Origin of the sequence: Nostoc foliaceum FACHB-393, from assembly GCF_014698505.1 — a bacterium.
In the GTDB taxonomy this organism is placed as follows: Bacteria; Cyanobacteriota; Cyanobacteriia; order Cyanobacteriales; family Nostocaceae; genus Nostoc; species Nostoc foliaceum_A.
The window spans coordinates 52,173-71,708 of record NZ_JACJTD010000008.1 but is presented as its reverse complement, the minus strand read 5'-3'; the positions used below and the strand labels follow the sequence as shown (position 1 = coordinate 71,708).

The following is a 19,536-nucleotide window of genomic DNA, read 5'->3' as shown; positions in this document are numbered from 1 at the left end:
CTGATTACGAGAGAAAACAACTATTAAATTTTTGGAGAGTTAGCAGCTTGCCAACGTTGTAAATCTTCTAATAGAATAGGGTTCACATCAAACCAGGATTTTTTACTGCGATCGTAATAGCCTAATACAAATTTGTTTTGCAAAAGCTCATCACAAATCACAAATTGACCTTTGTTAGGCAAACTATGAGTGTTAGTAGTTAAGCAGCCTGTGCGGTGAACTTTATCTAGTTCGGGGAAATGGTAATCACTCAAATTATATTCTCTGCGTACTTCTTGCACAGCCTCTTTAGCAACATCTAAGTCTACATATATCAAATCTAGCCTTAAAGAAACTTCACAAGCTGTACGAGCCAGTCGCACCAAGTCACGCATCACACCGCCACTCTTTTCAGAAATTAGTTCTAGCGCATCTGGATTAAATAAACCCTTATAAGCATCACCCAAACTTGCTAAACGCTTATGAATCACACTATTAAGAATGTCTCTACCAAGTTGATTAGGGATTGTAGTAGGACATAAATTTTCATCGCATTCAAATACTGGTGGATTCGTTAAATCTAAGCATTTTTGAAAGCTTTCCATTGGTTGACGAAAGCTTGGAGAATACCTGAGTGAAATCGGAATCGCATATATAATATGGCAACTTAGCTGAGTCAGCAGCGGACTAGCGAACATTTCCAAGGCTGTAACTTGATCGTGTCGGTCAAGACCATCTACAATCACCAGTAATTTCTGCTTGTTTCTTTTCTCAGCAGCTTCTATGATGGAGTTAACTCGCTCAATTATTTTACTAAGCTGCGGACGAATATTAAGAGTTGTAGTAACTTTTCTAGTTAGTCCTTGTTTAAGAATTAGACCTAGTTTTTTGAGAATTTCTGGAAGTTCAAGACCAGTATTTTCAGCGTCTTCATCTTGATAAACTACAGTTTTTAGACTTTCGAGTAAATCATTTAATAAATCGTCTTTTAAAGCCCACTCTCTTTGAATAACTTTTTCAAAAATTTTAATTCCAATTAGGACTACAACCTCAGCATAGCCAATATTGTACTGGTCAAGAGCAGTTACAGTATCAATCCAAATTACTGTATACTTGCTGTTCAAATGTTGTTCTAATCGCCGCAATTCTGTAGTTTTGCCACCACCCCTGTGACCTGCTAATAAAAATTTAGCTGGGTCGTCTTCCATATCCAAAAAAGTGATTAAATTCTCTACAGGACTGTTGGCTCGCTGGACATAAAAATTTTTCAGTTCTTCAGGCGTAGTAAGTGGTTCCTCTGGCTTAAAAAGCTGATAAGCAGGCTTCCAAAAACTGGTATTATTCATGGTGACAAATTTGAACTGATCTCAAACGATGTTTTGACTTACACTCGTTTATCTCAGTATAACTGGGTAATTTCCTGCTGTAGATTCCTAGAATTGAAAAACTTTATACTATAGTCCGAAATAATACTCTATGCCACTTTGATTGCACACTAAAAATTGATGTGCAATCGCTCGGTTTTACATAACTTGATTAGCCACGTAGATGCATTGACGTAAAGCGGCTTCCCTTTCGCGTAGCGTCTCCAAATAAGAAAGGTGGCGGCTTGTTGCTAAATATTGTATCTGTACAAAATATATATATTAATAATCCTTAATAGTTAATACTATTAAGGATTGTTAACATGAGCAAAAACTGCTCACAAACCTGATTGTTCCTTAAAAATCATCGAGAAACTGACTAAGGCGACTGATTACGGGGTCAACCTCTTGAGGAGGGGTAGCAACAGTATAAGAAGTATTATTTACTACTTCTAATTGAGTTGGAGACGGAATGAATGATCGATCATTGACTATGAGCGCCAGTTGTGCAACTTGTTGAGAAAGTTGCAGTAGATGATGTTCCATCGCCTCCAAACGATTAGATCCCTTGGCAAAAAAACGTTCCTCAAGTCCAGCCACTTGACGTTGCAGTTCACCAATTTGTTGTTCGATTGGTGTTGTTGCTGCTGTTTGTGGAGCAGGTTGTACAGATTCCGGTACACATAAAGATTGCCACAAGGCTTCTTTACAGAGGTCACTGAAAGTCTTGTCTGGTTGTTTTTCCAAATAACTTTCTACTTGCGCTAACAAGCTTTCATCAGCAAGCTCTGGGTTGAACGTGACGGATTTAACTACCTTTTTTGACCATTGGAACATCAGCTTTATGCCCTAGCAGCGCGATTGGAGGATAATTGTGCCTCTCCATAAATATACTGCCCCAAAGCATTCGCCTGCCTAGAAGGTGCTGCTAAATGAGCATTAATCTTTGCTTCCTTCAGGAGACGTTGAACGTCGTCCCAGAAGAACTCACCACCCCCGCCAGTAAGAATCACATCGGTGACGCGTTCTGGCAACCAAGCTAGCACACGGCTACAGATTTCGCGAGAAAACATCTCCGTGAGGTTGGGAAGAAAATCGTCAAGGTTGGTGGGCTTGCTAGCGCCTTTAGGACGGTAATAGCGTTCACCTCTGGGTTTGTTAACAGCGGAAATCAACGCTAGAGATTGACTATCTGCTCCCTCGATTTCGGCGGACACCAATTCATAAAACTTATTCATCCCGAAGTCTTCGCTCTTAGAAGCACCTCTGGCAAAACGGAAGTTATCTACCATCAAAAGATCGACGGTTTGATGTCCAATATCAACGATCGCCACCGATATTTTTGTAAAATCGGGACTGCCAGGACTTTTCTTTGGTTGAGCTTCAGACCACAGCAGGCTGCCGTAACCCTCTGGCATTACCCATACTTTATTGACGTTCAGCGACACAGATTCGCCTCGGAAGTTCAACACATGAGGCCCACCTACTTGGCTAATCAACTGTGCTTTTTCCTTTTCAAATTGCTCTAAGGAAAGAAAAGGCAGACCTAGTACGACTGAGATATCGTCTCTAAGTTTGAAGTAGCCAGCGCTTGCTAACACTTTTACCAGTGCAGCTTCTACCTTAGATTGCCCGACTCCTAGATTCGCCCCAAAATCGGCTGCTAGTTGACCAACAGCATATCCATTTCCTTGATACTCCAGCCACAAATCCATTAAGGGGTCAGTAGCCCTGGCTTCAAAAACACCGCCGCGTACTTGTTCTATAGACATCTGCTTGACGTTGGCAGGTACGAACACCACATTGCCTGGTTCACGACTCACACAAGTTTTTGTGGAAGTTCTGCCTAAATCAACACTGAGAATGGTTTTCCCGGAACCACCGCCTGGCTTGGGAGTATTATTAACAGCATTGATGGGAGTCGATGCTGACACTCTATTCATGGGTATAGCAGCGGCATTGATTGGGGTAGCGGCGGAAGGTTGGTCTGTCATGAAAGCTCCTAGTTCAAACTTAACTGTAAAAAGTTGTCATGCTCATCTTACAAAAATGCGAGCAACCAGAAATTCTAGGTTGCGTCAAGTGTAGCTAGAAATACGCCAAAAATTAATTCAGGCAATACCTCCGATAAGCTCTGCCAACACACATCTAGTATTATTTGGCATAGTGTAGGCGAATTTTGGCCAGATGTAACCCCTGCTTTCACTGCTTTCAAACCAAAAGCCTCCGTGTTTCATCTTCTAGTACGTCTTAACTGGCGCTTGAATATCCAGAAAACAAATGCTAGAACCAAACCCCCAAGTACGATTTTGGATACAGGAGCGAGGTACTTGTCCACAAGTTCATACTGACTACCCAATATGTATCCTGAGTATGTTAGCAAACCCACCCAAGCAGCGCTACCTAAGGTTGTGTAAACCAAAAATGGTAGCAGGGGCATGTTGCTAATACCTGCGGGAACAGAAATCAAAGTGCGGATTCCTGGCACAAGGCGACCGATTAATACTGCTGTTCTACCTCGTCGGTCAAACCAATGTTTGGCCTTGGTGATATCTTTACTAGATATGCCCAGCCATTTGCCATATTTGTCAGCCCAAGCTTTCAAACGGGTTTCGCCCAAAAACTGACCTGGATAGTACCAAATAAGTGCGCCCAGTACAGAACCCAAAAGTCCTGCGAAAAACACACCAATGATATTCAGCTTTGCCCCTCCTGGTTGATATGGACTTGCTGTAAATCCAGCCAGTGGCATGATCAATTCTGAAGGAATCGGGGGAAAAAGGTTCTCTAGGAACATTAGTAGGGCGATTCCCCAATAACCAAAATAGTTGATAGTATTAGTTATCCATTCAAGCATTGAGTCAATTCCTGAAATTGCTGGGCTAGTCTTGTTACTAAATTCAGCCTTAGCTTTTTTAAAAGCTAATTATCCCCGGTTGTTAAAGTCAAGGTAACTTAACTCCACTAAAGCATCAGAACTGAGAAACAGAGTAAGACAAGTGGAAGATAGGGGTCTGTTTTATTAATTTCAAGGGTTATAAAAGTTCGTAAGTATTTCTAGCCCTTGAGATTGAGCGATTTATCGCTCAATACGAACCTGACACAATTAATGAAACAAACCATTAGGTTTTATTTTCTAATTTTTTAGATCCCCCTTAGTCAGTTTTTTAAAATAACTAGAGAGGATCTAAAGATTTGATGGCAAATTTAAAAACACACTTTAGGTTTTTTATGAGGTTGAGACTGTGTAGGAGATGAGGGAGGTAGGAGTGCAGAGGAAGACTAGGGAGAAAATTTTACCTTATCCCCTTTGTTTCTCCTTGTCCCCCTCTGCCTCCTTTCTTCTAGGCTGTCGGGGTCAATGATTGTACTCTTGATTCCGATTGCCAGTCTAAGGGATTCCAAACTCGATCTTCCAGCGCCATCTGCTCAATCAAACTTGCCAGTCTCAGCGCTTTGAGAGCTTGTTCACCACCTACTGAGGGTTGATTACCACCATGTACACAGTTGACAAAATGTTCTAATTCTGCACTTAAGGGTTGAATGTTGCTGGTGTAGACTTTTTCAATCACACCATCTTGCCTATAAAGTACTTGTCGGTGGTCGGTGAGAGAATTGGCAGTCGTTTGTCGGTGAATCAAAATTTCATTCTTAAGAAAATCTGCCTCAGTAAATGAATTTTTACAATGGGCGACAATCCGGCGAATTTTTCGGTGGGTGACTTTACTGGCAGTCAGAGTAGCAACAATACCATTAGCAAACCCCAAGGTGGCGGTTACGTAATCTAAATAACCAGAGTCTAGGGCGCGAGTCCCGCTAGCAGTCAATTTTGTTACTGGGGAAGCAGCTAATTCCAAAAGTAGGTCGATGTCATGGATCATTAAATCCAGCACAACTGAAACATCGTTTGCCCGATCTGAGTAAGGACTCATCCTGTGGGCTTCTAGCGCCAGCAATTCCTCAGTTTTCAGCACTTGGCTCAATTCTTTAAAAGCTGGGTTGAAACGCTCAATATGACCTACTTGCAGGATACACCCAGACTCAGCTGCGGCATTTACTAGGGATTCTGCCTCAGAAATACTGGCTGCGATCGGTTTTTCAATCAAAACATGAATTCCCGCTAACAGACAGTTGATACCCACGGCATAGTGCAGACGGGTGGGAACTGCTACACAAACTGCATCTACAAGGGGTAGCAGGTCACAGTAATCTTCAAAAAAACGCACCTTGTACTTGCTGGCAGTTTCTAGCCCTCGCTCAACATTAATGTCTGCCACCCCGACTAGTTCAACATCTTTCATTGAACTCAGCACGCGAGCGTGGTGTTGTCCCATGTTACCCACTCCAATCACGCCTATGCGGATTGGTCGTGGCTGGTTGCGCTGTGTATATGGATTCGGTTCTGCCACTGACATGCTATCTTGCACTATTATTCTCTCCTCAACCACCAAATTTAGAGACGCTACGGCCGTTGGCGTTTATACTCGAAAGCCAGTTACGATCCGTCTAAAACCATCCAGATGGTAACATAGAGCCTATGTTTATGAAGAATTTCAAAGTTTGTGTTCGGTTCCCGTAATCCAGATATCTTTTGTATATATAGTTCGGGTTTGTTTTGGATTTTGCACTTTCTACAATAAATATGTGTCTTTTTATTAACTTTAAAACATTCAGTAAGACTTAAGTGTAAATTCTTCAAATTTATAAGGATCGCCTTCCTCTGCTCCGACTTAACTGGAGGTTGTATTTAGGCAATTAATTACCGAGATCGATATCTAATTGATACTACTCAAATTACAAAGTCATGAAAAAGTAACATGTGTACTTTTTTCCAGAAAAATGCTGTTGGAAATTATCGCCGCTAAATTACTTGAAAAGATTTTTGTATGATTATTTGCAGCACCCGTCGTAGAAACGTACTCCTGTAAAGAAGCAAGCCACGCATAGCATCTGTCTGCGACACGCTGCTCGTTTGCGTAGCATCCCGCAGGGAACGTAGAGAAGATATCGCACCGCTTTTTGAGAGAAACTAGTGTAAATTGTTTTTTTGGAATATCTAAAGGTGCGGCGTTGTTTGCCATCACTCACAGGGTTTAGGAGTCGCTTTGGCATTACTCTGTGACATCTTATTAAGGTGTGATTTGGCAATTTGAAATCCAAAATTTGCAACTGAGATGAAAGCTGTAATTCTGTTATCTGGGGGATTAGACTCTTCCACAATTCTGTACAAAGCTAAGGTTGATGGCTGTGAATGTCATGCTATTTCCTTTGATTACCAGCAGCGACACCGACGAGAGTTACAGTCAGCCCTCACCGTTGCTCAAAAAGCTGCGATCGCAAAACATCAGGTGGTTAATTTTGACTTACGGCAATGGGGCGGTTCCGCACTTACCGATGATGCCATTGATTTACCCCAGGATCGATCGCTGGATGAAATGTCTCAAAATATTCCTGTCACCTATGTTCCGGCTCGTAATACCATCTTCTTAAGCTTTGCTCTTAGTTACGCCGAAGCGATCGCAGCTGAACGTGTCTATATCGGTGTCAATGCCTTAGATTACTCAGGATATCCTGACTGTCGCCCCGACTATATCCAGGCAATGCAGGAAGTCTTTCGCCTGGGAACCAAACAAGGGCGTGAGGGACAACCAATCAATATTGTTGCACCCCTAATAAATTTGAAAAAAACCGAAATCATCCAACTGGGTAACCAATTGGGAGTTCCTTGGGAACTAACTTGGTCTTGCTATGCGGGTGGAGATGTCGCCTGCGGCTTGTGTGATTCTTGTCGCTTGCGGCTAGCAGCTTTTGCCGAATTGGGACTCGTTGATCCACTGGCGTATGCTTCTTGAGTGAGGAGTTAAAATTTATAACTCCTGTATAGACGCGATTAATCGCGTCTCTCTTAACTCTCAACTCCTAACTCTTCTAACCGTCGCAGTTGAATTTGATGCAGGCGTGGGCCAACAATTGATACCACAGTGAATTCAAGATTTTCATAACATAAGGTTTCGCCTTTGCTAGGAATTTTTTGTAACTGATACAGCAAAAAGCCTCCTAGTGTCTGATATTCTCTTGTCAGGGGCAAATTTAGATGTAAAACTTCGTTTAGGTCTTCGAGGTTGATCTGCGCCTGCACCAAAAACTTCTGCTCCTCTAACATCTGAATCAGTAAGTCGTCGCTGCTTTCAGGTTCACTGGCATCGCCAATGATTTCGGCAATCACATCTTTGATGGTCACTAGTCCCACAGTACCGCCAAATTCATTCACTACCATGACCATAGCGGGTTTCTCTTGCTGCATCATGGGCAAAAGTTCACTTAAGGACGTATGTTCAGGAACAAACCGGGCGGGACGCATCCAAGGTTGGATTTGTGTCTCTAAACTTAGGTTTCCTCCAGCCAAAGGTTGTGCCAAATCTTTAAAATAAACAATGCCGCGAACATCGTCTAAAGATTCACCAATCACGGGATAGCGAGAGTAACCAGTAGAAGCCATTTCCTTAAGTAATGTCTGGAAGGTAGCATCTTTTGGCAGCGCGATAATACTGGTGCGGGGGATCATCACATCTTGGGCCATGACATCCCCAAATTCAAATACATTATTGAGCAATTCTCGCTCTGCACGCTGTAAACCAGTAGACCCCCATTCTGTAGAGATAATCAGTTGCAATTCTTCAGGAGTAACAGGCGGTCTCCAGCCTTGACCTGTGTATTGGATGCCAAAAATCCGCAATAAAAAACGAGTTGATTGGTTGAGAATCCAAATAAAGGGGCCGAAAAAACGCACGATCGCTTTTACCGAAGGCCCCAAAAACCGAGCTAGCTGTTCTGAGTACAGCATAGCTAAGGATTTGGGACATAATTCTCCGATCACAATTTGCAAATAGGCAATCAAGAAAAAGGCAATGGGAATTGATAGAGAATGCGCCAGGAAGGTAGTCATCCCACTGGGTAAAGGCCAGGATTTAAACCATGCATTCACCAGCACGACAATCGTACTTTCGCCAATCCATCCCAATGCCAAACTAGAGAGGGTAATACCTAACTGAGTGGTAGATAGCAGTCGGTCAATACTACGTTGTAGCATTTCGACGGCGATCGCTGGAATATCCCCAGCCTTAACTAGCTGGTGAATACGCGATCGCCGCACGCTCACCATCGAAAATTCTGCGGTCACAAAAAAGGCATTTATGGCAATCAGCAGTAGCACTGACAACAACCGTAGCGCCACGTCTGTCCAAATTAAATTAGGAAAACCACTCACCACCAAAGCTCGTGTAAAACTCACGCCCTCCATTTAGGGGAATAGGGAATAGTAAAAAATGCCAATGCCCAATCTACCTTTCTACAGGAATATTCGATGCTTCCAGCTTTAATTCTTGAGCGGGATAATCAGTGAGAGCAAGTGATATCTTCTTGACATCATCAAGTAAAGCTGTGGGAATGCTCACTGTACCTGTAAATGCTGGCCCATTTACAGGCAATTCTGTTGGTAAACCCTCTGTACTAGCGCTTAAGGTTCGTCCTTTATCATCGGTAACATCTAAAAAACTATACAAAAAGCGCACAGAATCCTTACCTTTGTTCTGCATTTTCACTTTCAGTAGCAAATCACCACCAGAGTAACGGACAGATTGCACAGTCATGGTTACACCCTGACTCTGGGCAATAACTGGAAAACCTGGCTGGGGTTTTTCTTCAACCACTACTGGGGGTTTTTCCTCTGGCTTCTGCTTGCTGCTATTGGTTTCTTCATCATCTTCCTCTAGCTTTTCCGATTTAGCAGCTTTGGTCTTACCCTCAATTCGTGCCTTGACAATTTTCAGAATCTCTTCCTCTTTTAATAGCACTAGCCCTGTCTGTTGGGAGTTATTTGCCTTATTGCTGGCGAATTTGGTTGTGGGACGCCCATCTGGTGTGGTAACGCCTTTAAGTGCTGAACTCCCCAGTTCAAAACCCAAAAAGGCGCTTACAGAACCTGCTCCCATCATCAGGATTAACAAAATCAAAGTAAGAAGTACAGTAGAATTTATTTTCATCGCTGACAAGCTATCACATAAGAATGCTGGTCTATTTAAGAATAGTGAAGCTTTTGACCTCAATCCTTAAAGGAACTTAATCAATATTAGTTTGCACTATTTCATGATCAAATTATGTAGTATAAAAATCTGGTAAACTATTGTCGAGTATTCAAAGGTGGGAAATTTGTGCTATAATTACGCAATTGGCTAAACTTAATGCAATGAGGGATTTGCCTCACTTTAAAATTAGCATTAGCAAATAAGGTTTACCTAAGAGTTAAATTAATTGACTCATAGGAACCCAAAACCCAAAAAACAAGCGCCTTTGGCCGATTGGGGAGGCAGCGAACTCATAATTCGCCTTCAGGCTGGTTCGATTCCAGCAGGGCGCACTGAACGATCAAAAACCAATAATGTGTTGTGTTACCAGACCCTCAAAGATGATTGGGACATGAGTAATACTAGATTATCTTGAGTATTGCCATCCTGGTTCAACTCCTACAGCTATGATTTGGTAATTTAGCCATTAGTCAATAGTTGCTGACAAATTACAAGGAACTAAGGACTAATGACCCCACAGACTAGGACTGTTACCGAGGTGGTAAAGTTTCAAACCTGAATTCAGTTCCCACTTTGAGTTTGCTGCTATTCAACCGAGGAGACATCATCAGCGATGTGTCATAAGGATTTGGTAAATCAGGAGTGCGAATATAAGGATCGTTACCAACTTGCTGAGTCAGGACATCATGATATAAAGTGTTAACCAACTCAGCATCGCGGGCAATTTCATTTTCTGGGAAGGAACCACCAAAACCGGAACCAGATCCTAGAAATGAGTCTAGCTGACGCTTGAGGCTGCTATTTTCGTAGAAATTGCGATCATGACGAAAATAAGCTCGTTCAAATGCATCACTCGTAGTTTCATAATTGGGTGTTTCTGTTTGAGCAGATGCAACAGAGGGAAAAGCAATACCAGCAACAAGCAGCACCAGTACACCACCAAAGGTTTTTAATTTTATACGCACGTTTCTGACTCCTCAGTTTTTGGGCAATCTTAATTTATGCTTAAGTTCAGAACTCTGATGAGTTCAACCTTTGGTGTAGCACAACTTTTAATGTTTTGTAATGACGTATCCTACTGAAACTCTTACCCACTCAGATATTTGGGCAACCACTCCTGATTTGACCACTTTGCGCCATAAGCTACTAGATTTATTTTGCCAACTTGCTTATCAAGAAGGTGATTTTCTCCTCTCCTCTGGGCTACGTAGTTCTTATTACGTCAATAAAACACAGGTAACACTTCATCCTCAAGGTGCTTTGGCAGTTGGACGGTTGATATTTCCTTTATTACCCGTAGATACACAGGCTGTGGGTGGTTTAACATTGGGGGCTGACCCAATTGTCACAGCAGTGAGTCTAGTTTCTGTTTATGAAAACCGACCGATACCAGCGCTGATTATTCGCAAGGAAGCCAAGGGTTATGGGACAAGAGCTTATATAGAAGGTCCCAGTTTACCAGAAGGTGCAAAAGTAGTAGTTTTGGAAGATGTGGTAACAACTGGGCAATCTGCTCTGAAAGCTGTTGATCGCCTTAAAGATGCAGGTTATACCGTAAATCAAGTAATTTCACTGGTAGACCGCGAACAAGGGGGAGGTGAGTTGTACCAGTCAGTTGGGTTGAAGTTTGAAACTTTGTTTTCGATTCAAGAAGTTCAAGAACGCTACCGACAACTTGCAAATTCATGAACATTTGATGTACTCCCCGTGAAGGTATGGAGATTCTGGAGTCAAACAGCGATTACAATTTCATACCGCATAACATCACCTAACCCAACAATCTTCGCCGCGTTGCCGTCCAGGTCGTTTTTAGACCTACAAGACGGACAACGCCATTTTCGCTCGGAGATTTCTAACTTTTCAAGGAGATGACCACAGCAGGAGCAAGTCTTGCTGGAGGGGTACCACGGGTTGATGTAGACTTTCTTTGTCGCCACCCACTCTCAGATGCTTAGAAAGTCGCGGAATGCCAAATCACTAACCTTTAGTCCCCATTATGATAATAGTAATATTTTTCGTTATTGGTGTTATCCTCAGCACAACTGCCAGTTTTGTTTTTGGAGTTCCCTGGCTGATGCCGATTTTCGGTGCTGCTGTTCCCTATCCCATTTTCTTCTTACAAGTACGTCGTCAACAATATAAAAGTGCTTTTTGGTGGATGTTACTGTGGGGAGTGTTGCAGAGTATTGCCGTAATTGTAGCAACAGCGATCGCACCAGAAACAGCAGCAAAAGTCATCCTCCGTGGACAGTCATACACTACTGAGATGTTGCACTGGATTCGCACGGGAGAAGGTATGGAAGGAACACTCCGTTTATTTTTACCAGATCATTTATTGCACTACGGAATTTTTTGTATTCTCTGCGTTGTCACTTTAAGTAGCATGGCATTGATATTCGGCACGTGGATGCTGAACTACATGAATTTTTATGTTGCAGAATTGGTGAGAGTTAGTGCTAAACCTTGGTTAGCAGCTATTTTAGGATGGTATCCGTGGTCAATTTTGCGGATAATTGGGTTTATTGCCACTGGGGTAGCTTTAGCTGCTTTAGGATTAAATTTAGTAACTCGCATTAGAGGCGAAGTTCCAAAATCTCCCTTTCCCAAAACTTATATGTTGATTGGGATTGGTTTTGTAATTGCGGATATCGTTGTCAAAGCAGTTCTAGCGCCTATTTGGCAAAAACTACTGTTATCTGCGTTGGGTTAAATTAATTTGTTTGCCAGAATTTCCTGGTAGGCTTGGATTGTTTGCCTTGCGATCGCATCCCAGCTAAAATTTTTCAATGCATATTGTTGGGCGTTTAATCCTCGTCGTTGGCGTTCTGCGGGATTTTGCAAAGCTTCTTGCAGTAACTCTAGCAGTGCTTGGACATCTGTTGCACCCACCCAACCCGACTCACTATCACGTATCTGTTGACAAATATGCACTTGGTCAGAAATGACTACGGGTATACCTGCTACCATCGCTTCAGCTACAGCAATCCCAAAATTTTCGTAGTAGGAAGGTAAGACAAATAAATCAGCAGCTTGTAGTAAACTAACTTTGAGTTCACCAGTGACAAAACCTGTAATTGTAGTGTGCGATCGCAGTGGTGAATTTTGAATTTGGGATATTATCTTTTGTTCGTAATCTGGATCTTGAGGATTTGTTCCAGCTAAGACAAAATGAAACTTATAACCAACAGCTAAAAGCTTCTCTAGCGCTGGAATCAACAAATTTAACCCCTTTTTCGGGTCAATTCGTGACATAAACAGCACTAAAGGCACATCCTTTGGTATTTCTAACTGACTAGATACATTTTTAAGGGGGGATTGAGGGGGAATTACACCCAAGGGAATTACCAAATCGGGCGTAGATACTCCAAATCGTTCTGATATTTTAGCTTCTTGATCGCTGGTAAAATGAATTGCTGCGGCACCAGCTAAATTTTGACGTTCTATAATTGCGACATAAAGCTGCTTTAATCGTTTTTTCTTCCGTAAATCAGCCGGATCGAGAGTACCCAAAGGGCGGAAAATATAAGGTAGTTTTTGCTGACGACAGACAATAGCAGCAGCACTACTTATGGGAGAGAATAGAGCATGAATATGTGCTATGTCAAACTCGTGAGCATGACGTTTTAGCCAGTTTAATAAATCTAGGGAAAATTTGTAGCGACGAAAGGGGGCACAACGAAAGTAAATTATTTCATAGCCATCTTGTTTAATTGGGCTATTTAAAGGAATATCCAGAGGTGTTTGACCATTATCACCATTACTATCAGTTGTGAGAATTGTAACTTCCACTCCCCCTTTTACCAAAGCTGGAGCTAATCCTAGCACCATTTGACTGGGGCCACCGTAAATCAGAGAAATTGAAGGGACAATTTGTAATATTTTCATTTTTTTATCATTTGCCATTTGTGATAGAAAGCGTTCTCGTAAGAGTAGCCGCTGGCGCGTCTACGTCGTTTGTTATTCACTAATGACTAATGACTAATAACTAACTCTCGATAAAACTCTAATTGCTGTTTAGCTAAAGCTTTATTTGTATATTTAATCATTGCTTTTTGATAACCCATTTTACCCAGGGTATGAGCAAAATCTGGTTTATCCATTACCTGAACTAAGCAATTAGCAAGGGCTTGAGCATCACCTTCAGTAAATACCAAACCAGCTTCGCCAATTACATAGGGAATTTCACCAGAATCGGAACCAATCACAGGTACTTGGCAAGCCATTGCCTCAATTATCACATGGCCAAATTGTTCTTTCCAGCCAACAGAAGTTAAGGTTTTAAACTTGTATGTTGTTTCTGAAGGCAGTACTAAAGTACTCATTAAATTGATATAGTTTGCAACCTCGTTATGGGGGACACTTTCTACTAAAATTAACCGTTCTTTAATATTGTTTTCTGCCGCAATTTTGGTTAATTCAGTTTGCAACTCTCCTCGTCCCAGTAGCAGTAATTTCCAAGGTTTATTTTTCAAATTTACTAAGGCTTGTAAAAGCGTCAATAAACCCTTCTCTTGCACAAAACGTCCAACAAAACCTACTACGAAATCTTCTTTTTCAATTCCCAACTTAGCTGCTAATTGTGGTTGAAGTTTGGGAGTAAATAAACTTTCATCTACACCCAGCTGCGGCATGACTTTAATTGCTCCTTTGTATCCCCGTTGTCGCAAAATTTCTGCCCCATCTTGATTTCCAGAAATGATGCCGTGGCTGTGATTGAGGTTATATTTTTCTAATAAAGAAATTGGTAATTTCAGTTCATAGGGTAAATTCCACCAAGTAAAAAATACATTTTTTGCCTTGAGTCCTAATAGCTGATTTAAGGCAATCATCTGAGTATAAGCTAGCCCCCTAGACCCTTGTTCTACTTGAATTATTTGGGGACGAAATTGTTTTAATAAAGATATCAAATCAGCACTAAAGGTAAGAAGTCCCTGATGATTTTGACTAAAATTAGAAACTGGAACTATTCTAAATGTGCCTTCATCACGGTATTCAGTTTCAATAATTCTATTTTGCACGCCACCTGGTTTCCAGCGCTTTGGTACTACAACTGTCACTTCAACTCCCGGTTCTAGTTGAGATAAAGCGCGTAATTTTTCACAGTTGAGGTCTACGATATAAGTGTGACTAGCAACTAAAATTCTCATTTTTCATTTATTCTTTGTTATTCACTAATGACCAATGACAAATGCCTAAACTTGTTCATCCAATCGGCTGTAAATTTGGCCATCGTTCCATAGTGATTGGATGACAGTACCCAAGGCTTTGAAAAAACCCAAAGTGTAGAAAATAGCGCGAGTGGCGATTTTGATGGGGGAACCGCTTTTGTTACAAGGTGCGTGTCCGAGAACGTGACAGTCAAATAAACGGGCGTATAGGCGTAAAGCTTGAGTAGCAGTGAGGTTTTTCAGCCCTAGTAGGAAATGGTTGTGGTAAAAGGTGAGTTGATATTTTAGCGATCGCATACTAATATCATGACAACCCCCTGTTTCTTCGCCTAAATGCACCAAATGGGCCTCTGGGTCGTACCAAATCTTATATCCGGTCTGTCGCACCCGCAAACAAAAATCTGACTCTTCGCGCACTGCACTACCGCGAAACCTCTCATCAAACCTCAGCCCGTACTTAGTAAAAATTTCGCGACGAAATGACATGTTACAACCCCTCGCTGTTAGCACTTGCTGGGGTTTGATGGTATGCACTAAATCAATATGATACCAAGCAATTCCTGGATCCATAGCTTGGGGAGGCAGATATTCAATCTCTAAATCTCCTCCAGAATCACCCAATTTCATTCTGTCAAATACCCGTCCGGCGACAGCCCCTACTTCTGGGTTTTGCAAATAATTTTTCGCATGGGCTGTTAACAATTCTGGGGTTAGCTGAACATCATCATCAATAAATAATATTATTTCACCAGATGACCGCCGCACAGCATAATTTCGCGCCCCTGGCAAACTTGCCCAATCTAAGCGCAACCACTTGATTTTACCTGCTACCGCCATTTCTTCTAGGTAGGCTTGAATTTCTGGTTGGTGTTTTGGGGTTTGGTCTACTACTAAAACTTCAAAATTTGGATATTCCTGTTTTAGGACATCTACAATGCTATCCCGTAGCGCTTCTTCTCGACCATAAGTCGGAATAACTACAGTAATTAATGGCCAATTATTCATGATTTTTATTAAGCAATTTTTCTACTTTGATAATAACCTTATAAAACTTAATTTTACGGAAATTCAGTAAGCTTCTATTACTTGAATTTACTCCCTTACCTACTAGGGAAGCTTGCTTGTTGGTTAGGACTTTGTTGGGTTTCCTGCATGACCTAAAAAGTCAGAATTCACATTCAATCAATTTTTTACACTGCTGCATAGAGATTATCAAAGAACTCATTTTGCTTTTCGGAGTTATGCACAATTTGCGCTTGAGCTAATGCTCCTGCGCTTAAAAATTCGTAATGTTCTCGTTTATCACTTCTATCAAGAAATTGAATTATTTGCTGTAATGCTTTATCTGCCAAATAGTCATAGGTAGTATTTACAATTTCCCAATATTCATCAGTTTTAGTTTTCTCTCCATGTAGCCAATTACTCCAATGCCTATTTTCATTAATTGGTAACTCTAAAATATATCCATTTTCGCCATGACGAATAAACTCTGGTAAAGCGCATACATTTGTTGTAATCGCAGGAGTTGCAACTGAAAAACCTTCTATGATACTAAAGCCATAAGTATCATGTAAAGTTGCCATTAATTGAAAATGATTTTGTGATAATAACTCAATAACTTTGTCATTAGGAAGATTTTTATGAAATACAACGTTATTTAGATTCAGTAACTTTAAATCCTCTACATATTTACTGCGATCGGGAAAATCAGTTGGTACTCCTGAACCATGCCCCAGTTCTGAAATTATATGTACAGTAATAGGTAAACCTAATTTTTCAGCTTTTTTAGCGAGTCTTAAAGCAACAACTCCGCCTTTGCGGGCAATGTGATTTCCTATAAATATAAGCTGGAGATTTTGCTGTTCATAATAAAGTTTTGATTGGTTAACTTTGAGTGGAAAATTGGGATGGATAACATCTAATTTTTTGCTTATTTTCCCTTCTATCTTCCAACCTTCTATCCGCTTAATTAATCTCAACTTTGCATAATCAGAGATAGCGATAATTTTTTGGCAATTTTCTAACGCTAATCGATTATTTAATAATTCATAAATTGCAGCTTCACCTTGATTTTTAGGGTTTCTATATAAAACCCGATGATCCTCAAATGTGAGAAACCAAGGTTTATTTGTATATAAAATCTTGTTGAAAGCATGAATAGCTTGGTATCTTTCCCATACAGGCTGCCACGCCATAAAGCTGCCTAAAGGATACCAAATTTTTTCTATAGGATATCTGCCTGCGGGAAAAGGCTTAGGGCGGATGAGTGTATGCCGAGAATTTCGAGGTAGGTTTGGAATGCTGAGGTGTTTTTGACCTCCTATGATAACTTTTGCCATTTTTATTTCATTTAAATTGTTTTTAGACGTTTTTTCTTGTTTTTTTGCTGCGGGTTAGCATCTTCTTTATCTTGTTTCTCCAGTTCTGGCAATTTAAAAAGAACTCCCGCAAAAAACCAGTAATAGACAGCAACTGGATCAACATCCAGAGGATAGTAGTAGGTGTTGTAGCTAATAAACAATATAAACACCCACAAAGCTGCTCCGTAACTGCGGAAATTACGGTTCTTTATGGAGCGGTAGGTTTTAAAGCCAATAATTGTTAAACTAGTGACCAAACCCAGAAAAGCTAGTACTCCAAGAATTCCAACTTCATAAAGTACTTTGGGATAGTAGGTTTCCACTAGTTTAGTTTTACCCATTACGCGGGCAGAGTTAGTTGCTCGACCTAAGCCACTTCCCAAGGGCCCGTCTACGTTTTTCCAATTCTCTTCAAATTGCTGGACGATAAAATCTTGAGGTGGTGAAGCCTCCCACCGACTGGTAAAACTTGCGGTTCTCTCTTGCACGACAGCAGGGTTAGTCACCATTGCAATTCCCAGAACTAGGGCAAGTCCTATCCCTATGGGAATAAACCGTTTGAGGTTACCAATTTGACCAGTAAGCAATAGTAAAATGCCAAAGCAGGTTGGTACTAAAGCTAAGGCGATTCTCTGTCCAGAAATTACAGCATTGATAAAGACTGTCACTAAAGAACCTAAACCAACCAGCCGCCATATTGGGGAGGGATCGGTGAAGCCAGTGGCAAAGGTAAAAAAGGTACTGGCAATTAAGAACCATGCCCACTGCCAAGGGGCTACAAATGTCCCTGGTAGGCGAATAACCCCTTCATCGGGACTATATACTAGCGCTCCACCAAAATAACATCTAGCTTCGAGTGTTGCTCTAAATAAGGCATCTCCTTCAAGACCTCTGGTGCCTTCACATGCCCCAGTTAGTAATAACATGTATTGGATGAATCCCAGCACACAACAAATCAGTGTGAGGACAATTTGGAGGCGTGATAAAATTAGAAAATCCCGCTTATCACGAATTAAATAGTAAGCACAACCAAGCAGTGGGACATAGCCTAAAAATACTTTCAGTCCCAGAATTCCCATACCTAAGGGTATTTCTTTCTCTACTTTTTCTAATAATCCGACGCTAGGCGGGTTAAACTGCTGGCCACCATTGACAAACAACAGTGTTAGTACACTGCAACCCAAGACAATATAAAGTGGGATTTTAATGCCTTGAGGAATAATTAGAGGTAACCCCTGTTTACGGCAAGTCTGCCAAAGTCCAATTAGCGCTGGAACATAAAAGGCATCTTTAGCTAATTGGAGTATGGGACTATTACCCAAGTAGTAGGTGATAGTACCTCCAATAGGTACGTAAATGATGAAGGCATATAGTGCTTGTCGGGGGTATTTGTAAGAAAGGGACATGATTATTATCCCCAAGACACCAGGGACTGCTGCTTTAATTCCAGCTACAAAAAAAAGCACAATGCCAAAGAAGACACCGCCAAAGGTGGCGGTGGTGAGTATGCTGATGAGTTCTTTACGTGCTTGGGCTGCTTTGCGTTTTTGGGCTAACTGTTCTTTGAGGCTAAGGGTAGAAGTTTCCTTTTTAGCCTGCTTTTTCGATTTTTTAGATGGTCGAGATTTTGATTTTATTTTCGGCATAATTGTGATGTAGCCTATCAGCTTCAGGGAAATATATTACAGTTGACAAATTTCTCTGGATTGCTGTAAGTCGTACAATCCGAATTCATCTATAACTGATTGATTTAATAATTTGCGATTAAAAATGCTAAATTTTAATCTTTTTGAATTATCAAAAAGATTTTCTCCTGTATCCAAAATATAAACCGCACCTGCAAATGGTAATGATTTAATGCTTTTTAGTTTGTTCTTTAAAATATCTCTGACTTTGGCATGATCTATATAATATCTATAGTATCCATAGCCACGATCATATTCTGCGATTTCGGGCAAATCATTCAAATCATATCGAATAATATTACAACTGCCGCACATCTTATAAAAATTGCTTCTTTTAATATATATATATTTACTGCCTTCCTGATATTTATAACCTTTATTGATAACCCAGCCATCAGAATCAGGATGTTGTTGAATAAACTTGGCTAAATTTTTACTCACACAATCGTCGGCATCAACTGTCATAGTGTGAGTGGGATAAAATTGACGAGCATAAACCAATCCTTTTAATATTTTACGCCCTTTATCTGTGTCTCCTTTAGCTACAGGGTTAGTCTCATTTGGAGGAGAAAAATCGACTGTAATGTATGTTATATGAGAATTAGTAAATTCTATTTTTGGTTTTTCGTGACAAACAACAATAACGTGAAAGTTAGGTGAGGTTTGATTGCAAACTGATTTAATGCATCTTTCAAATAATTGTGTAACACGTTCCCAAGAATTGGAAACTTTTGCACTTTTGAGTGGGATAACAAAAACAAGCATTATATTATCTTAGAATAAATAGCTAAGAGAATCTTGAAGTAAATAATAACACGTTAAGCTGATACCAGTACTAATCATACTGACGTGGTGAGTTTTGTTAACAAGGAATTAGTCGAAAACGATTTAACAAT

18 protein-coding genes and 1 tRNA gene are annotated in these 19,536 nt (G+C 40.8%); 4 read left to right on the top strand and 15 right to left on the bottom strand.

What is annotated here, in order from left to right; translation table 11 throughout:
* Positions 1–23: 23 nt before the first annotated feature.
* The 5 genes from H6G92_RS09575 to H6G92_RS09555 all read right to left on the bottom strand — a co-directional run bounded on the left by H6G92_RS09575 (position 24) and on the right by H6G92_RS09555 (position 5,770).
* Positions 24–1,325, bottom strand: a complete 1,302-nt coding sequence (locus H6G92_RS09575) for a P-loop NTPase fold protein (RefSeq protein ID WP_190893150.1) — start codon at positions 1,323–1,325, stop codon at positions 24–26.
* A 375-nt stretch (positions 1,326–1,700) separates the two neighbouring features.
* Positions 1,701–2,180, bottom strand: a complete 480-nt coding sequence (locus H6G92_RS09570; protein ID WP_190893148.1) for a plasmid segregation centromere-binding protein ParR — start codon at positions 2,178–2,180, stop codon at positions 1,701–1,703.
* A gap of 5 nt (positions 2,181–2,185) precedes the next feature.
* The gene (locus H6G92_RS09565) at positions 2,186–3,337 is read right to left on the bottom strand and encodes a ParM/StbA family protein (protein ID WP_190893146.1); all 1,152 of its coding nucleotides are present in this window, start codon (positions 3,335–3,337) and stop codon (positions 2,186–2,188) included.
* A 239-nt stretch (positions 3,338–3,576) separates the two neighbouring features.
* Complete coding sequence (locus tag H6G92_RS09560; protein ID WP_190893144.1) at positions 3,577–4,200, bottom strand: DedA family protein; 624 nt, start codon at positions 4,198–4,200, stop codon at positions 3,577–3,579.
* 487 nt (positions 4,201–4,687) lie between these two features.
* Positions 4,688–5,770 carry a Gfo/Idh/MocA family oxidoreductase gene (locus H6G92_RS09555; RefSeq protein WP_190893141.1) on the bottom strand — a complete coding sequence of 361 codons (1,083 nt, stop codon included), beginning with the start codon at positions 5,768–5,770 and terminating at the stop codon, positions 4,688–4,690.
* 747 nt (positions 5,771–6,517) lie between these two features.
* Here H6G92_RS09555 and queC point away from each other — a divergent pair.
* Positions 6,518–7,195 (top strand): 7-cyano-7-deazaguanine synthase QueC, encoded by a 678-nt coding sequence (gene queC / locus H6G92_RS09550; RefSeq protein ID WP_190893139.1) that lies wholly within the window; start codon positions 6,518–6,520, stop codon positions 7,193–7,195.
* Positions 7,196–7,248: 53 nt separating this feature from the next.
* Here queC and H6G92_RS09545 read toward each other — a convergent pair whose 3' ends face one another.
* Together H6G92_RS09545 and H6G92_RS09540 are read right to left on the bottom strand one after the other, a co-directional pair.
* A complete protein-coding gene (locus H6G92_RS09545; protein ID WP_190893137.1) occupies positions 7,249–8,643 on the bottom strand; it encodes a hemolysin family protein in 1,395 nt (464 codons plus the stop codon).
* Between the two features lie 40 nt (positions 8,644–8,683).
* On the bottom strand, positions 8,684–9,385 hold the full coding sequence (locus H6G92_RS09540; RefSeq protein ID WP_190893135.1) for a hypothetical protein: 702 nt from the start codon (positions 9,383–9,385) through the stop codon (positions 8,684–8,686).
* Between the two features lie 301 nt (positions 9,386–9,686).
* Between H6G92_RS09540 and H6G92_RS09535 the strand changes: the two genes are divergently transcribed.
* A tRNA-Ile gene (locus H6G92_RS09535) sits at positions 9,687–9,759 on the top strand.
* Between the two features lie 198 nt (positions 9,760–9,957).
* Here the strand turns inward: H6G92_RS09535 and H6G92_RS09530 are convergent.
* On the bottom strand, positions 9,958–10,392 hold the full coding sequence (locus H6G92_RS09530) for a hypothetical protein (protein ID WP_190893133.1): 435 nt from the start codon (positions 10,390–10,392) through the stop codon (positions 9,958–9,960).
* A gap of 100 nt (positions 10,393–10,492) precedes the next feature.
* Between H6G92_RS09530 and pyrE the strand changes: the two genes are divergently transcribed.
* Positions 10,493–11,116, top strand: a complete 624-nt coding sequence (gene pyrE, locus H6G92_RS09525; protein WP_190893131.1) for an orotate phosphoribosyltransferase — start codon at positions 10,493–10,495, stop codon at positions 11,114–11,116.
* A gap of 41 nt (positions 11,117–11,157) precedes the next feature.
* On the opposite strand, the gene H6G92_RS09520 is transcribed toward pyrE, so the two are convergent.
* A complete protein-coding gene (locus H6G92_RS09520; protein ID WP_390625442.1) occupies positions 11,158–11,364 on the bottom strand; it encodes a zinc ribbon domain-containing protein in 207 nt (68 codons plus the stop codon).
* 59 nt (positions 11,365–11,423) lie between these two features.
* Between H6G92_RS09520 and H6G92_RS09515 the strand changes: the two genes are divergently transcribed.
* Positions 11,424–12,137 carry a hypothetical protein gene (locus H6G92_RS09515; protein WP_190893129.1) on the top strand — a complete coding sequence of 238 codons (714 nt, stop codon included), beginning with the start codon at positions 11,424–11,426 and terminating at the stop codon, positions 12,135–12,137.
* Here H6G92_RS09515 and hpsP read toward each other — a convergent pair.
* The 6 genes from hpsP to H6G92_RS09485 form a co-directional block, all read right to left on the bottom strand.
* A complete protein-coding gene (gene hpsP, locus H6G92_RS09510; protein WP_190893127.1) occupies positions 12,134–13,312 on the bottom strand; it encodes a hormogonium polysaccharide biosynthesis glycosyltransferase HpsP in 1,179 nt (392 codons plus the stop codon). The genes H6G92_RS09515 and hpsP overlap by 4 nt on opposite strands.
* An 86-nt stretch (positions 13,313–13,398) precedes the next feature.
* Positions 13,399–14,574, bottom strand: a complete 1,176-nt coding sequence (gene hpsO / locus H6G92_RS09505) for a hormogonium polysaccharide biosynthesis glycosyltransferase HpsO (RefSeq protein ID WP_190893126.1) — start codon at positions 14,572–14,574, stop codon at positions 13,399–13,401.
* A gap of 45 nt (positions 14,575–14,619) precedes the next feature.
* The gene (gene hpsN, locus H6G92_RS09500) at positions 14,620–15,600 is read right to left on the bottom strand and encodes a hormogonium polysaccharide biosynthesis glycosyltransferase HpsN (RefSeq protein ID WP_190893125.1); all 981 of its coding nucleotides are present in this window, start codon (positions 15,598–15,600) and stop codon (positions 14,620–14,622) included.
* Between the two features lie 185 nt (positions 15,601–15,785).
* A complete protein-coding gene (locus tag H6G92_RS09495) occupies positions 15,786–16,934 on the bottom strand; it encodes a glycosyltransferase family 4 protein (protein WP_190893124.1) in 1,149 nt (382 codons plus the stop codon).
* An 11-nt stretch (positions 16,935–16,945) separates the two neighbouring features.
* Complete coding sequence (gene hpsL / locus H6G92_RS09490) at positions 16,946–18,601, bottom strand: hormogonium polysaccharide biosynthesis protein HpsL (protein WP_190893123.1); 1,656 nt, start codon at positions 18,599–18,601, stop codon at positions 16,946–16,948.
* 36 nt (positions 18,602–18,637) lie between these two features.
* Positions 18,638–19,405: a glycosyltransferase family A protein gene (locus H6G92_RS09485; protein WP_190893122.1), complete on the bottom strand. Its 768-nt coding sequence runs from the start codon at positions 19,403–19,405 to the stop codon at positions 18,638–18,640.
* Positions 19,406–19,536 lie beyond the last annotated feature (131 nt).